The organism is Trichococcus sp. K1Tr (assembly GCF_028309625.1).
In the GTDB taxonomy this organism is placed as follows: Bacteria; Bacillota; Bacilli; order Lactobacillales; family Aerococcaceae; genus Trichococcus.
This window is the reverse complement of sequence record NZ_JAQMHR010000002.1, coordinates 359,660-375,138: the sequence shown is the minus strand read 5'-3', so window position 1 is coordinate 375,138 and position 15,479 is coordinate 359,660. Positions and strand designations below refer to the sequence as shown.

The window sequence follows — 15,479 nt, the reverse complement described above, 5'->3', positions numbered from 1 at the left end:
GACAGGCCCGGCTGTATTTCGGATTATTTGCACCGCTCACCTTTGACTTGAATGCGTTTTCTTACTATACTCATATCAGATTAAGAACGGCAGTTTCATATTATGATACACGATTTCCGTAATTATTTTCGCCCTTCTTATCAAAAATAATCTTTTATGGGAGGAAGTTTTAAAAATGGCTCAAAATCAAGTAACCGGCGCAACAAAGCGTCCATTTGGATTCCGTGACCTACTTGGATATTTCATGGGCGACTTCGGCTGCAATATGAGTTTCACGTTGATTTCCAGCTACATGTTCATTTTCTACACCCAGTACATCGGGATTTCTTTGGCCCACTATTCCATCGTCATCCTCATCACTAAAATCCTTGATGGCATTAACGATCCGATCATCGGCGCGATCGTCGACCGCATGGGCGCAAACAAAAAAGGCGAAAAATTCAAACAATGGATTCTGCGCGGCGCTCCTTTCTTGGCATTGGCAGCAACCGTCATGTTCATCGATGCAGCTGACTGGTCCTATCCTGCTAAACTTGCTTTGTGTATCGGTGGGTACATCTTATGGGATGTCACCTATACAGTCGTGAATGTTCCTTACGGCGCCCTAAGCTCCGTTATGACTTCCAAACCCTCACAACGCGCTGCTTTATCCAACGCACGTTCTTGGGGATACATCATCGCCGGTGTTCCTCTGGGAATCCTGATTCCGTTGTTCGCTTATGAACAAGTCACAAAAAACGGCCAAACAGCAAGTATTTTCCGCGGCGAAAGAATGTTCCCGATTGCAGTCATTTTGGGTATCGTTTCCATCATTGCTTTTGCGCTTCTGTATCTGAATACGGAAGAACGCATCCAGCATGTTGAGCCTGAGGGTGAAGAAGTAAAATTCAATTACTTCAAGACATTAAGAGACTTCTTCCACAACCGTGCGATTTTGGGTATCGCTCTTGCCTCCATCGCACAAATCCTGTTCATCATGGGCGGGAACCAATTGCATCAATTGACTTACCAGATGTACTTCGGAGACGGAACCTTAAGTTCTTACTCCATCCTGACTCAAATCATCCCACTATTTGTTGGTACTGCCCTCGGTGGTGCCTTGGTCGGCAAACTGGGTAAAAAAGAATTGTCGACTTGGCCATTGATCGGCTCTATCGCAGTCTATGCTTTCCTTTACTTGGTCGAAATCACAAATCCGATTCTTTGGATCGCGATGCAGATCATCGCAAACAGCTTCGCCTTCGGATCAACAATCTACACTTGGGGTATGGTTGCTGATGCGATCGACTATCAAGAATGGCAGACCGGCATCCGCAATGAAGGTTCCGTTTACGCAACCTATTCCATGTTGCGTAAAATCGCACAAGGTTTCGGCCAATCATTCATCCCTGCAGCCATCGCCATCTTGATTCCAACGCTGGATGTTAAGGACGCTATGACCTGGACCACCGGAAATTCACTGGCCATCCGCGATATGGCTGCGCTGTTCCCATTGATCGGTTATATCATCATGTTCATCTGCTTCAAGTTCATCTTCAACTTGGACAGAAAGACCGTTCGAGAGATGCAAGTTGCCCTAGGCCGCGACGAAGAATAATCCCTCCGCAGCAAACGAATGGACTGAATTCCAGAACAACAAAAAAATCCACGTCGGAGTTACCGGCGTGGATTTTTTTGTATTATTCGAATTCTGCAAAAAGTTCTTCTGGTGTCTTCAAAACGCCGCCGGTATTGGCTGAGGTAACCAAAGCAGCGTAACGTGCCAACCAACCTGTCTTCACTTTAGGCATGAAGCGTGTTTGTTTTTTCTTTCTTTCTTCCAGCACTTCATCTGCAACAGATACGTTGATTGTGCGGTGCTCCAGATCGATGACGATTTCATCGCCGTCTTCGATCAAGCCGATTGGGCCTCCCGAAGCTGCTTCCGGAGAGATGTGTCCGATTGCGATACCGCGTGTGGCACCGGAGAAACGGCCATCAGTGATCAGTGCGACTTCGCGGCCTAAGCCGCGGCCCACGATGGAAGACGTTGGCGCCAGCATTTCCGGCATTCCAGGTCCGCCTTTAGGGCCCTCATAACGGATGACGACAACATGCCCTTTTTTGACGGTGCGGTTATCGATCGCCTCCACCGCTTCATCATGGCTGCTGAAGCAGATTGCTTTTCCGACGAATTTTTTGATGTCGGCATCCACCCCGCCTACTTTGATGACGCCGCCGAAAGGAGCGATATTTCCGTTCAGGATGGACAAGCCACCGACCGGAGAATAGGCATTCTCGTATTTATGGATGACTTCTTCGTTCTTGATTTCATGGCCCGCAACATTTTCGCGGATCGTTTTGCTGGTGACAGTGATACGGTCCGGATGCAGGTTGCCGTGTTTGATCAATTCATTCATGATCGCCGGCACACCGCCGGCTTCATGCACATCATGCATGGAGTAGACAGATGATGGTGCTATTTTTGATAGATACGGAGTTGTTTCCGCGATCTCGTTGATGCGGTTCATGTCATAGTCGATTCCGGCTTCTTTCGCCAAAGCCAATGTATGCAGCACCGTATTTGTGGAGCCGCCCATCGCCATATCCAAGGCGAAAGCATCGTCGATTGCATCAGCAGTGATGATGTCGCGCGGCTTGATGTCTTTTTCGACCAAGTCCATCAACTTGAAGGCCGCCTCGCGGATCAGTTCTCTTCTCTCATCACTGACTGCCAAAGCAGTCCCGTTGTATGGCAATGCCAATCCCAATACTTCCATCAAACAGTTCATCGAGTTGGCGGTGAACATCCCCGCACAAGAACCGCATGTTGGGCAAGCGTTGGCTTCCATATCGAAGAATTCTTCCTCGGTCATGTTGCCTTCTTTGAAAGTGCCGACCGCTTCAAACATGGATGACAATGTCAAAGCCTGTCCGGTAGCGGAAAGTCCAGCCTTCATCGGGCCGCCTGAGCAGAAAATCGCCGGAACATTGGTGCGGACAGCCGCCAAAAGCATACCTGGAGTAATCTTATCGCAGTTCGGGATGTAGAAAACACCGTCGAACCAATGTGCGTTGATGACCGTTTCAGCGGCATCAGCAATGATTTCGCGTGATGGCAATGAGTAGCGCATCCCGATGTGTCCCATCGCGATCCCGTCGTCGACACCAATCGTGTTGAATTCAAAAGGAATCCCGCCAGCTTCACGGATCGCTTCTTTGGCGATATCGCCTAATTCTCTCAAATGCACGTGACCAGGCACGATATCTGTATAGGAATTGCAGACAGCTATGAACGGTTTGTCCATGTCCCCTTCTTCCCTGATTTGTCCGGTCGCTCGCAACAAGGAACGATGTGGCGCTTTATCTATTCCCTTTTTGATTTTATCACTACGCATTGCTGTCTCCCCTTTTTTCCGTATATTTATAAAAAAGAAGCCCTCATGTAATATAGGGCTCCAGCTTGCGTCGAGCCCTGATTCACTAAGAATAGGACTCAACTAATTGAATAGTTTGAATCCTAGGGCATAATAATGACTAATAAAGTGTTTACAGCATGGCAATCTGTTGTACGGTGTGCGTTCATTCTTCTCATCATACTGCAACTCCTTTCATTATCTTTCTTTAAATATTAAATCTAAATTAGAAATAAGTCAATGCTTTTATTTTTCTTTCATAATCCATTCAACTGACTCAATCCATCGTGCCTCCTAAAGGACAGGGACAGGCGAGAAGTTGTCCGGAAAGCGGAGGTCAGCACCATCCGAATCAATGGATTCGATCATCATTTCAGCTTCAAATACCAAACCTTGCTCGACCGCATTCATCGACAGCTCATTGAAATGACAAAGAACCCCTTCATACAAAGGCACAAACGGCAGTGCTTCCAAAACGTCTGCCGGCCTCATCAGGGCCACTGGCTTATTGGCTTGCAGCACGTCCCCCTCCACTAATACAGTCGAAACAAAATGTGAACAAAAAAAATAATTTTCCCTGTCCCATACCTTATTAAACAGGGCGGGCAATAGCCCCAGCAGATTGTAATGGTACTTTTCTTTGTCCTTTTCGAATGACGATACATAGCCCCTCATCACTGCTGCCTGTTCCTCTGACACAGTCAACGAATACACCGCGCATTTTGCCTGGCTGTAGAAATCAGATGTCACATCTTCGTGTATGAACCCTCCTATAAAAGGGTTATTGGCTTTCTTTCGGCCGAAACTGAAGGTATTCGCCAGTTCTGCATCAAATGCCAAGGATACATGGTTGTATTTGTTTCTCGTAAACAGTTTGATGGTCCGAGTCAACATCGACCCTGTATCCGTCAATAATAAATAAATCTTCTGGTCTGACATCCTTGTGCTCCTAAATTGTTATTACAAAACCTGACTTCCACCCATTTCAATAAAATTAACGATAAGATAGGCCATCCCGTTGCAGAAAAGAAAAAGTCGTTCTGTTTTTGTATCCATCCTTTCATTATACCAAAAACAGTCCGGCTGAATGCAACTTTTCAGAAAATTATCTATATCTTCCTTTTTTGTTTCATTCGTCTCCCCGCTCCCGATACTAGGATAGTCGAAGAATATCTGATAAAATGGAAGAACAATAGAAGAAAAGTTGATTATAAGGAGCACACATACATGTACCATTGGTCTGAACTATCCAAAAACTATCCGGCATCCAGCATCCGAAAGATGGCGAAGTTGGCCGCCCAATTTGATGACACGCTGATGCTGACGATGGGCGAACCAAATTTTGAGACGGCCGAATACATCAAAAAAGCCGGGCAGGATGCCATCGCCGCCAATCATACGCACTACGGCCCCAATGTCGGCGAGCTCGCTTTTCAGCAAGCCGTGGCGAAAAAATATACGGACCAGACCGGTATCCCCTTCGATCCGAGTGAAGTCATGGCGACTTTCGGCGGAACGGAAGCCATTCTGCACGTGATGATGGCGATCCTGAATCCAGGCGATGAGGTGATCATCGCCGACCCAAGCTATCCGAATTACCTCGGCCAGATTATGCTTTTGGGAGCCACAGTCGTTCCTGTGCCCGTCTACGAAGAAAATTCATTCAAGATGCAGGCATCCGACATTGAGCAAGTACTGACCGAAAAAACGCGTTTGATCATTCTGAATACGCCGAACAATCCGTTGGGGTCGATCCTTGACCAAAGCGATATGGAAGCCATCGTGGCATTGGCCGATCGCCATCAGATCGCGATTCTGTCTGATGAAGTCTATGAAAGCCTCATTTATGATGGAAAGAAACATTTCAGCCTGTTCCAGATACCAGGAGCAAAAGAAAATCATTTCGTGGTGAATAGCCTATCCAAAACCTATGCGATGACAGGTTGGCGGATCGGCTATGTCGTCGGCAATAAGGATGCCATCGATCGCATGGCCGAGTTCCGGGAAGGCATCGGATTCTGCGTTCCCCCCTTCATCCAGGAAGCCGCAATCGCTGCGATCACCGGACCGCAGGATGATGTCCGTTATTTCCTGGAACAATATGACCGTCGCCGCCACATCATCGTCGATGGCTTGAACCAGATCCCGGGCTTCCATTGTCTGAATACGGAAGGCGCCTTCTATGCCTTCCCGAACATCAAGGCATTCGGCAAATCCTCCTATGATTTTGCGATGGAAATCTTGACCGAAACCCACGTAGCGCTCACGCCGGGCTCCGCTTTCGGGAAAATGGGCGAAGGCTACTTGAGGATCCCGTTCGCCGAATCGGAAGAAGTCCTGCAGGAAGCCGTTGACCGCATCAAAGCCTATATCATCAAGGCTTATCCGAATCTATAGAAAAAGGGGGTGTCTCAAAAAAATGAGGCATCCTCTTATTTGCGAATTGGTGGTGGAATACCCCGCCAAAGTGGCTTTGGCGGGGTATCTCGCGTTTCACTTGAACATTTTACCCCGCCAAATGGGTTTTGGCGGGGTATCTCGTGTTCCCCTTGGACATTTTACCCCGCCAAATACGTTTTGGCGGGGTATCTCTGAGCATAAATTCAATTCCCATATAAAACAGGCTGCATCAAAGCCAGAAAATCCTTTTCTGGTTCTGATACAGCCTCTTTATATCACTAAATATCGATTTTGGCTGACTTGTTTTTTTTCCATGCTTGCCAGACATGGTAGGCATACTGCGAGAAGGTTATGACAGCCAATCCCCCAACGAACAGCTGCAGATAGACCAGTCCCGGCAGACGGAACATGGAAAGGAGGATCGTGACAAAAATCAGGACGGTCGTGGCCTTCCCGAATATATTCGCCGGCACGATGATTTTCGGCTCGACATTCAGTAAAGCCACGCCCAGGAATATCTGCAGGCCATCTTTTATCAATACGATCAGGAAAAACCAGTTTTCGATATACCCGATATCCATCAAGGTGTACAGAACCGAAATCTGCATCACTTTATCCGCAAACGGATCAGCCACCTGCCCGAATTTCGTGATGGCATCATATTTTCTGGCGATGTAGCCATCGATGATGTCGGTAAGGCTGGCGAACAGAAATATGATCATCGCCCAACGGACCGGATGCGCCGCATCGGAATAGAAGACCATCCAATAAAAAGGGATCAAAAAAAGGCGTATCAGCGTCAGGATGTTCGGTACACGTTTCATAAATTTGGCCTCCCAGCTACCATTGGCGTTCCTCTTACCTATATTTTAATCTATAGCGCGTTCTTTAGCTATTTTAAGCAGAGCCGAACGCACAAAAAAAGTTCAGAAACCCCACAACCGGATGGCAGCAGGTTTCTGAACGATTTTCAATAATGCATCACGTTGTCTTGGTAATGGATGCCCGTCCCCGCCAGGAAGACAATCTCATCAAAGAAATATTGCATTTTCTGGGAGGAGGCCAGCATAAATTCCGGATGCCACTGCACCGCGAAGATGTTTTGGCTTCTTTCTTTTGCTTGGAAGGCTTCAATCAACCCGTCGGAACTCCAAGCGATGGCCTCAAAAGGATCCGCCAATTCCTTGACGCCCTGATGATGGAAAGAGTTGACAAGATGCTTCTCCCCTAAAAAGGAACGCAAGAAATTATTCGGGGCAATCGAAATCGAATGGGAAGCATACTGGATGTTCGTTTTTTGGTCATGTTGGACATCATACTCTTCCAGCTGGCTGATATCCTGATGCAAGCTGCCACCAAAAGCGACGTTGATCAGTTGCATCCCGCGGCATACCGCAAAAATCGGTTTGCATTGATTGTACGCTTCTCTGGCCAAAGCAATCTCGAAAGCGTCCCTCGCCGGATGGGTGACACCCAACCGGTGCGTCGGCTCCTCATCATAAAGAATCGGGGATACGTCTTGCCCGCCTGCCAAAATCAATCCGTCCACAGCGTTGATGTAATGCTCTGCATCCATTGGATCGCTGATGGGAATCACGAGCGGAATCCCTCCTGCTACTTGTACACCATCGATAAACCCTTGCGGTGTGTATGTTTTTTCCATCTGATTGCCGAGTTCAGCACTCAGATGGTTGCCTCCAATTCCTATAATCGGTTTCATCCATTATTCCTCCCGTCACATTGTTTTCTAATAAAGTGTGCACAACAGCTGCACGCACTTCCCTCAATTTCTCGTTAGCGTACAAAAAAAGCACATATGTATGACGATACACTCATGCGCATTGTAACCCTTATTGTTGTTTCAGAAGGCTACACAGCAATCAGTGATCGTTCCCTTACAGCCGATCAGACGAACCTGCAGACACTTCCCAAAAAGGCTGTTCAAATGAGCGCACGACGTACATGCTTAACTTTTACGCAACATATATGCATGTCCATATTGCCGTCCATCATTCTCATTCCTCCGCCCCTATTATTGCTATTCGATAAATTTTTTCACCAAATTCACATTTAAAAATAAATTAATGCTATTGTAACGTGCTGTCATCCCTCTGTCAATGACCAGTTGTGGCGCTTTTCATTGCAGTATCTCATTTTAATTCTCCATTTTTCATGAATATCCTTGATTTCCCTTGCTTTTTGGATGCTTTTGCTCTAGGATTCAATATAGAAAATAAAATTAAAAAAGAATGAGAATACTTGCTCTGGCATAAAGTTTTAGGAATGAGTAGCATTAAAAATGGACAGATTATGCGCAATTGAAAAAAGGGATTGAACTCGCATTCGAAACAATTGTACAATTGACGGAAGCAAAGGAAAAAAGCAGCAGCACTTAAACGAAATAAAATACTATCGAAAAGAGCCAGGGATTGCGGTGTGGTCATCCACATCAAGACAAACACCCTGCCGAGGAGGAAATTATGGCAATTTGGTCAAATAATTATCACGGTTCCATGAATGAAAAGGCATTTGAATTCAATTCATCCATCGATGCGGATGCCCGTCTGGTCTATGCTGATATCGCCGGAAGTATCGCTCACGCAAAAATGTTGGGCAAAACCGAAATCATTCCCCGCGAAGAAGCGGATGCTCTCGTCAATGAACTGGGCAAAATGAATGATGAACTGCAGGATGGCGATCTCACCATCGATTTCTCGGAAGAAGATATCCACAGCTTCTTGGAAGCGGAACTGACGCGACGTCTTGGCGCTATCGGCAAAAAGGTCCACACAGGCAGAAGCCGCAACGACCAAGTAGCGACTGCTTTGAAGTTGTATTCTGTTTCTGCGTTGGAGCATCTGTCCAGTCTTACTGCCAACGTTGCCCTCGCATTGAGCGAAAAAGCCGAACAACATCTGGAAACGATCATGCCAGGTTATACCCATCTGCAGCGTGCACAGCCCATCACTTTTGCCCATCACCTGATGGCTTATACGGAGATGTTCCTGCGGGACAAGTCCCGTTTGGATGATGCCAAAGAACGGGTTCTGCATTATATGCCGCTGGGCAGTGCCGCGCTTGCGACAACTACCTTGCCATTGGACCGCGCCTTCACTGCTGAAGCACTCGGCTTCAAGGATTTTTCCCGGAACAGTCTCGATGGCGTATCCGATCGCGACCATTCCTTGGAAATGCTGGCGGATATGTCGATCATCATGGTCCACATTTCCCGTCTGGCTGAAGAAGTCATCATCTGGTCATCGCAGGAATTCGGCTTTGTGAAAATCCGGGATACGTTCTCTTCCGGCTCAAGCATCATGCCGCAGAAGAAAAATCCGGACATCGCGGAATTGCTGCGCGGCAAATCCGGCCGTGTCTTCGGCGATTTGATGGGCGTATTGACGTTGATGAAAGGTTTGCCGCTCGCATACAACAAAGACATGCAGGAAGAAAAAGAATTGCTGTTCGAAGCGATCGACACAGTGACATTCTGTCTGGAAATCCTGCCTGCAATGCTGAACGATATGGACGTGATGGAAGAAGCCATGCTGACGGCTTCGCAAAAAGGCTATCTGAATGCCACCGACTGCGCTGATTACCTTGTCGAAAAAGGCATCCCTTTCCGTGACGCTTACCAAATCACCGGAAATATCCTGAAAGAGTGCGAGGAACAGAACCTGACACTGGAAAACTTCCCGTTGGAGATGTACAAAAAACACTCGGACGCTTTTGATGAAACCATCTACAAGAAGGTCGACCTGAAGGAATGCGTCATCCGCAGAAATGTAGCCGGCGGACCGGCACCGGAACGCGTGAAAGAGCACATCGAAGCAGTCAAAACAAAATTAGAAGACTACCAGATTATTTCCTGATCAAAAAAAATAAAAATGCGGGGCCGCCAAAATTGGCGGTCCCGCATTTTTTAGTGCCCTCAGAAAAACCGTTACACTCAATGCGTTGCAATCAATCGGGTATCCGTTCGATTTTCATCAGATTGGTTGTGCCGCTTTCTTTTATCGGCGTACCAGCTGTGATGACGATGGCATCTCCAGGTTGCGCAAAGCCCTTTTCTTTCGCCAATGCGGTTACCTTAAGCAGCATATCATCAACATTTTCAGGCTCTTCAATGACGAAAGACTGGACACCCCAGACAAGCGTCAACCCCCTCTGGACCCTCTCGCTGTAGGTTGCCGCCAAAATATTCGCTTTCGGCCGGTATTTGGATATCATGCGGGCCGTATGCCCAGAACTGGTTGCCGCTACAATCGTTTTGATGCCCAAGTTCATGACCGTGCGTGCAGCGGCTTGGCTGATTGCTTCGGTAACGGATGCCTTATCGAACAAGGCCAGTGTCGACAGGTTACCGCCATTTGCCTCCAAAGCTTCTTCCGTCCGTTCCGCGATCCGAGCCATCATTGCGACGGTTTCGACAGGGTACTGGCCGACAGCGGACTCGCCGGAAAGCATGACTGCGTCTGTTCCGTCAAATATAGCATTCGCGACGTCGCTCGCTTCTGCCCTTGTCGGCCGCGGATTCCATTGCATGGAGTCCAACATCTGAGTGGCTGTGATGACTTGTTTTCCGACCAGATTGCATTTTCGGATCAGATCTTTCTGGACGATCGGCACATCGCCACCGTTGATTTCCACACCCAAATCGCCGCGCGCCACCATCAATCCGCTGCACACCTTGAGTATCTCTTCGGCATTCTGAACGCCTTCCTGGTTTTCGATTTTGGCGATGATCTGCGTATCCGTCGCATCCATTTCCTCAAGGATTTCGATAATTTCCAGGATATCACTGGCCCTGCGGACAAAGCTGGCGGCGATGAAATCCACTCCCTGCTGGACACCGAAGCGGATATCCGCAGCATCTTTTTCCGTCAGACCGGGCATACTGAACTTGGCTTCAGGCACATTGATGCCTTTTGAATTCTTCAGGATACCATCCACTTGGACTATGGCTATGATTTCCTTGGCTTCATAATTGATATCCGTAACTTCCAGAACCAATAATCCGTCATCAATCAAAATATGCATGCCGATCGTCACATCATTAATCAGCTCTGGATAGGTGACAGAGAATTTTTCTTTTGTTCCTAGTACGGGTTCCATGCTGATGATTACCGACTCCCCGGAAACCAACGTAACTGCGTCATCGGTCATTTTGTTTGTCCGGATTTTTTGGCCTTGGATATCCATCATGATACCTATGTTTTTGTTCGCCAACCGTGCAGCTTCCCTGACATTGTTCAGACTGACCATATGCGTTTCATGTGCGCCGTGCGAAAAATTCAGCCGCGCCACATTCATGCCGCTGTTCATCATCCTTACCAGCACATCGACGGAATCGCTGGCTGGTCCGATTGTGCAGACTATCTTCGTTTTTTTCACTATTAGCCCCTCATTTCTGAATTGACCATCCTCATAACCTGACATTTACCTATCTTCATTATAGAACAAATGCCCCTATTTAGAAATTATGACGCTGTGGAAAACAAAAACGTGATGCTTTTCGGCATCACGTTTTTGCGCTGTTCAGATATTCGGTTCGGTTTGGATAACCTCGCTTGATTTCATTGGTTTTGATTTCAGCGTCAACAGGAACACCGTCGAAAGGATCAAGGCGATACCGAGCAGATCCGTCCAGTGAAGACTGGTCCCAAGCCAAAACACGGAAAGGAACGTTGCAGAAAGCGGTTCGGCCGATGAAAGCAGGCTTCCGACCGTTGCGCCGATGCGATGCACGCCTTCCAGATAGAGGCTGAAGGAAATGACCGTCCCCAACAGGATGATGACCAACAAGGAAGCAAATGCTGCAAGGTCCCAAGTTCCGATGATCCGCCAAGGCTGGTACACGATTGAAAGCAGAACGCCGCCTATCAGCATCCCCCACCCCAACGAGAGCAGCGTCCCATAAGTTTTGATCAGACGGGCTGGCTGCAGATTGTAGATGACGACAGAAACAGCCGACAAGAGACCGTACATCAAAGCTGCTTGCGATATAGCCAGACTATCAAATCGGCCATGTGTGGCCAGCAGGAAAATGCCGGCGACCGCAAAGACAATGGCTGCCATTTCAGCTGGCCGCGGTAATTTTCTGTTCTTGACGGAAAGGTAAACCATAATCAGGACCGGGGCCAAAAATTGCAGAACTGTAGCTGTTCCTGCGTTTGAATGACTGATGGTCGCAAAATACGTGTATTGGCAAAAGGACAGGCCTAAAGCCGCGAACAGGAACAAATCCCTGCGGTCCCGCTTCTCTTTCCAGACCCGAAAGATGGCGCCCTTTTCTTTTTTGTAGCATAAAGCCAACAAAATCAAGCCAGCCATCAGCATCCTGACGGCGACCAGCCAGCCGGAGGTCAACCCGCGCTGCTGCAGCAGAAACTGCCCGCTGGTTCCTGAAATCCCCCACAGCAGAGCCCCTACAACGGTAAACAGCACGCCGGATTTATATTGAGACATTCCACCCCTCCATTCCTTTACATTTTTCAAATAACATCATTATATGCGATGGCCGGACAAATAGAAAGCTGATATTTTTGCTTTGTCCGAAGAGCGATTTTGTGGGATACTGATAAGCGTGAACAAAAACGGAGGTTGGACAAATTGATACGCATTAAAGAAGCCATTTTACACATTTTGGACATCAACACGAATGAACCGATTTTTTCCTATGCCGGACTGGATACGTCTGAACGCATGATGATCGAATATATCGAAGCGATGGTCGCAAAGGTCGAAGATTCCGACAGCATGAAGGACGGTATTTTGGAAGAGGACAATCAGATGACTGCCCTGTTCAAGAATTGCCAAAACGATTTTGTCGAAGGCACAAAAGCCTTGTCGGAAAAATTCTTCAATGTGACCAAATTGAATCCCGAAATCCCGCCCGCGGATCTGCTGATCGCTCATTTTGAATTGGATGAGGTGCCATGCCTTGGGGTGTTCAAGCTGAATTACTCAGACAGCTATACGCACTTTGTCTCCTACGAAGGGGACGTTCTGACCAACCAGATCATCCTGAACCGTGCCATCCTGCCTTCGCAAAGACAAGCCATCCAGGAAGGCCTTGTTGTGAATCTGGAACAGATGGTCTACCATGTCATCGAGAAAAAACACATGATCGCTGAGCTGGGCGAAAAGGTGAATTACTTCACGGAAATGTTCCTTGAAGACACGCCGAAACCGAGCCTGAAGGAGAACATCTCGATCATCAAAAAGGCTGTCCAAAAGACAAGCAAAGCCTTCAACGATGAAGAATTCCAGGTATTGGCCGAAACGAAGGAAGCCATCGTCACGAGCATGCAGGAAGACAACCTCATCGATAACGAAAAAATCGCTGAAGCCCTGTTCGGCGATAACTTCGCCAAGAAGCAGAAATATTTTGAGCAGGTCGAGGAATTGGGCTATGTGGATCGCGCCCCTGCGGAAGCGGCAATCGCCGGACCGAAATATTCCAAACAAAAATTCAGGCTCGATAACGGCATCGAAATCAGCATTCCGCTGGAGCTTTACAAAGACCCTGACGTTGTGGAATTCATCAATAACCCCGACGGCACAACATCCGTCATTATCAAAAACATCGAGAAGATCAAAAATCTATTCTAATTTAAAGAACCGATGGCCTCGCATTGAGTGCCATCGGTTCTTTGCTTATTTCGCTTTTCTGGAGATGTTCAGGATGGACATGCCGTAGAGCAACAGCGCGGTGCCGATCAGGATCAGGATGCTGATGAAGGGAGTCACTGTGGTTTCCCCGAAGCGGATGGTATGGCCCATCATGAGTTTAAAAGCATTCAACCCTTCAACCGGAACTCCTTCGAACGAGATTTTCAAAGGTTCTTCCATCATCACTTGCCGCATCAGGGAAGCCGAATAGGTCATCGGGAACAGTTTGATGACTGTCTGCACACTGTCCGAAAACTGTCCGATCGGCACATAGACCCCGGCAAGGAATCCGATGATGGTTCCGAGGATCGTGCTGGCTGTTGCGAAAGCGTTTTGGCTATTGAAGAAGGAAGTCAGGAAATAGACCATCGCACTGCTCGTCAACACGGTGAGCAGGATCAGGCCGAGCATCTTCAGCATGGCAAGCGGAGCCAATAGCTCTCCTCCATTTAGGAAGATGTACGCTTCGGCCAACACAAACGTTACGATGCTCATGATGAAACCCACAACCACCGAACTCAGGATGTAGGCTGCCGCCAATCTACTCGAGCGGATCGGCGAGACTGTAAAGTCCTTCAATATTTTATTGGCCCGGTCATCGATCATGACAGCGAATGCCCCCATCGTCGTCGTCACTCCGGAAACAGAGATGACACCGGACATGATCCAGCTGTCCATGACATACTGCGCGCCGATCGAGTCCCCCAGAGAGCTCGTCAAATTTTTACCCAAGAAAAAGACGTAGAGTCCGATGATTATCAGCACTGCCAACAAGGAGAAGAAAACATTCGCCTTATCCCTGAAAAATATTTTTATGTTGCGGCCAATGATCGGTATCATTCCTGCACCTGCTTTCCTGTGATCGCAATAAAGGCATCGTCCATGGAACCCGCCACCACCTCAAAGTATGTCAGATATGGTTTGCATTGCTCCAGAATGGGCAGTGCATCCATTGTTTTGGCTAATTTCACACGGAAGAGGTCTTGCTGCAACTCATATTGCATTTGATGAGAATCCAAAATACGGATTACTTCGGAAACTGTTTCGGTCCGCATCTTCAATACGTCAGAACTGTACCTTTCCCGCAGTGCGTCGGGCGTTCCTTCGGAGATGATTTCGCCTTCATCAATGATGACGACATAATCTGTGCTGGCCGCCTCTTCCATGTAATGCGTCGTCAGAAAAATCGTCATCCCGTGCTCCGCCTGCAGTTTCCGGATTGTGTCCCAAACATTCTTGCGGGTTTGGGGATCCAATCCAGTCGTCGGCTCATCCAAAAAGAGTATCTTTGGCGTGTTGATCAACGCCCTCGCGATATCTGCTCGCCGCTTCTGCCCCCCGGACAACTTTCCGTACGGCCTGTCCAAAAACTCCGTTACCCCGGCAGCCTGAGTTGCTCGAAGGAAAGCCGGTTCCCAATCAGCTTTGGACAATCCGTAAAAACTCCCTCTCACCTCAAGATTTTCCTTGACGGTCAGCAGTTTGTCCAACAAGTTTGTTTGGAAGACGACTCCTATATTGGAACGGATCGCAAAGTCATCCTTCCCTATAGTGAATCCATTTATCGTGACTTCGCCACTGTCCGCTTGCAGCAGTGTGCAGATGATATCGATCGTTGTGGACTTGCCTGCTCCGTTCGGCCCCAAAAATGCAAAAAGCTGGCCGGCATTCACATGGAAATCGATGTCCTTGACCGCCTGCACATCTCCGAAACGCTTTGATAAGCCTTTTACTTCTATGATTTTTTCCAACTGAAACACCCTCTCTGATAGCGAAGCATTGCCCATCCAGAATATAAAAAACTTCTTCATGTTCAGTGTATCAGAATGGGGAAGGGACACAAAATAATTGTGTGCTGGAGTACGGTATTCATTTTTTTTGCATGTGTGCTCCGGTTAACTGCAGTTCTCCTCTCTGCTCCGGCGAGCGGAGGCTTCGCCGGAGGTCAGCCAACATTCTGCTTCCGTCCTCCGATGAGAGAAGCTTGGCAGGAGGTGAAGCTGAAAGTTA

11 protein-coding genes and 1 pseudogene are annotated in these 15,479 nt (G+C 47.9%); 4 read left to right on the top strand and 8 right to left on the bottom strand.

The annotated features are described in order from the left end of the window. Positions 1-175: 175 nt before the first annotated feature. The gene (locus tag PH235_RS05180) at positions 176-1,597 is read left to right on the top strand and encodes an MFS transporter (RefSeq protein WP_272161342.1); all 1,422 of its coding nucleotides are present in this window, start codon (positions 176-178) and stop codon (positions 1,595-1,597) included. Positions 1,598-1,679: 82 nt separating this feature from the next. Here PH235_RS05180 and ilvD read toward each other — a convergent pair whose 3' ends face one another. Together ilvD and PH235_RS05170 are read right to left on the bottom strand one after the other, a co-directional pair. Continuing rightward, positions 1,680-3,377, bottom strand: a complete 1,698-nt coding sequence (gene ilvD, locus PH235_RS05175) for a dihydroxy-acid dehydratase (RefSeq protein WP_272161341.1) — start codon at positions 3,375-3,377, stop codon at positions 1,680-1,682. A 312-nt stretch (positions 3,378-3,689) separates the two neighbouring features. Further along, positions 3,690-4,334, bottom strand: coding sequence for a hypothetical protein (locus PH235_RS05170; RefSeq protein ID WP_272161340.1), 645 nt, complete (start codon positions 4,332-4,334; stop codon positions 3,690-3,692). A gap of 288 nt (positions 4,335-4,622) precedes the next feature. Between PH235_RS05170 and PH235_RS05165 the strand changes: the two genes are divergently transcribed. Then, the gene (locus PH235_RS05165; RefSeq protein WP_272161339.1) at positions 4,623-5,792 is read left to right on the top strand and encodes a pyridoxal phosphate-dependent aminotransferase; all 1,170 of its coding nucleotides are present in this window, start codon (positions 4,623-4,625) and stop codon (positions 5,790-5,792) included. A gap of 281 nt (positions 5,793-6,073) precedes the next feature. Here the strand turns inward: PH235_RS05165 and PH235_RS05160 are convergent, their stop codons facing one another. After that, positions 6,074-6,619, bottom strand: a complete 546-nt coding sequence (locus PH235_RS05160) for a CDP-alcohol phosphatidyltransferase family protein (RefSeq protein WP_272161338.1) — start codon at positions 6,617-6,619, stop codon at positions 6,074-6,076. A 146-nt stretch (positions 6,620-6,765) separates the two neighbouring features. Continuing rightward, complete coding sequence (locus tag PH235_RS05155) at positions 6,766-7,515, bottom strand: gamma-glutamyl-gamma-aminobutyrate hydrolase family protein (protein ID WP_272161337.1); 750 nt, start codon at positions 7,513-7,515, stop codon at positions 6,766-6,768. A 760-nt stretch (positions 7,516-8,275) separates the two neighbouring features. Here PH235_RS05155 and argH point away from each other — a divergent pair. Then, a complete protein-coding gene (gene argH / locus PH235_RS05150; RefSeq protein WP_272161336.1) occupies positions 8,276-9,667 on the top strand; it encodes an argininosuccinate lyase in 1,392 nt (463 codons plus the stop codon). A gap of 100 nt (positions 9,668-9,767) precedes the next feature. On the opposite strand, the pseudogene pyk reads toward argH, so the two are convergent. Further along, positions 9,768-11,189, bottom strand: a pseudogene (pyk, locus tag PH235_RS05145) (pyruvate kinase); the annotation flags it as partial. A gap of 144 nt (positions 11,190-11,333) precedes the next feature. Further along, on the bottom strand, positions 11,334-12,263 hold the full coding sequence (locus PH235_RS05140; RefSeq protein ID WP_272161335.1) for an EamA family transporter: 930 nt from the start codon (positions 12,261-12,263) through the stop codon (positions 11,334-11,336). 144 nt (positions 12,264-12,407) lie between these two features. Between PH235_RS05140 and PH235_RS05135 the strand changes: the two genes are divergently transcribed. Next, complete coding sequence (locus tag PH235_RS05135) at positions 12,408-13,409, top strand: nucleoid-associated protein (protein WP_272161334.1); 1,002 nt, start codon at positions 12,408-12,410, stop codon at positions 13,407-13,409. A gap of 45 nt (positions 13,410-13,454) precedes the next feature. Here PH235_RS05135 and PH235_RS05130 read toward each other — a convergent pair whose 3' ends face one another. Next, complete coding sequence (locus PH235_RS05130; protein ID WP_272161333.1) at positions 13,455-14,309, bottom strand: ABC transporter permease; 855 nt, start codon at positions 14,307-14,309, stop codon at positions 13,455-13,457. Continuing rightward, on the bottom strand, positions 14,306-15,229 hold the full coding sequence (locus PH235_RS05125) for an ABC transporter ATP-binding protein (RefSeq protein WP_272161332.1): 924 nt from the start codon (positions 15,227-15,229) through the stop codon (positions 14,306-14,308). Before PH235_RS05125 ends, PH235_RS05130 begins: the two co-directional genes overlap by 4 nt. Positions 15,230-15,479: the final 250 nt, after the last annotated feature.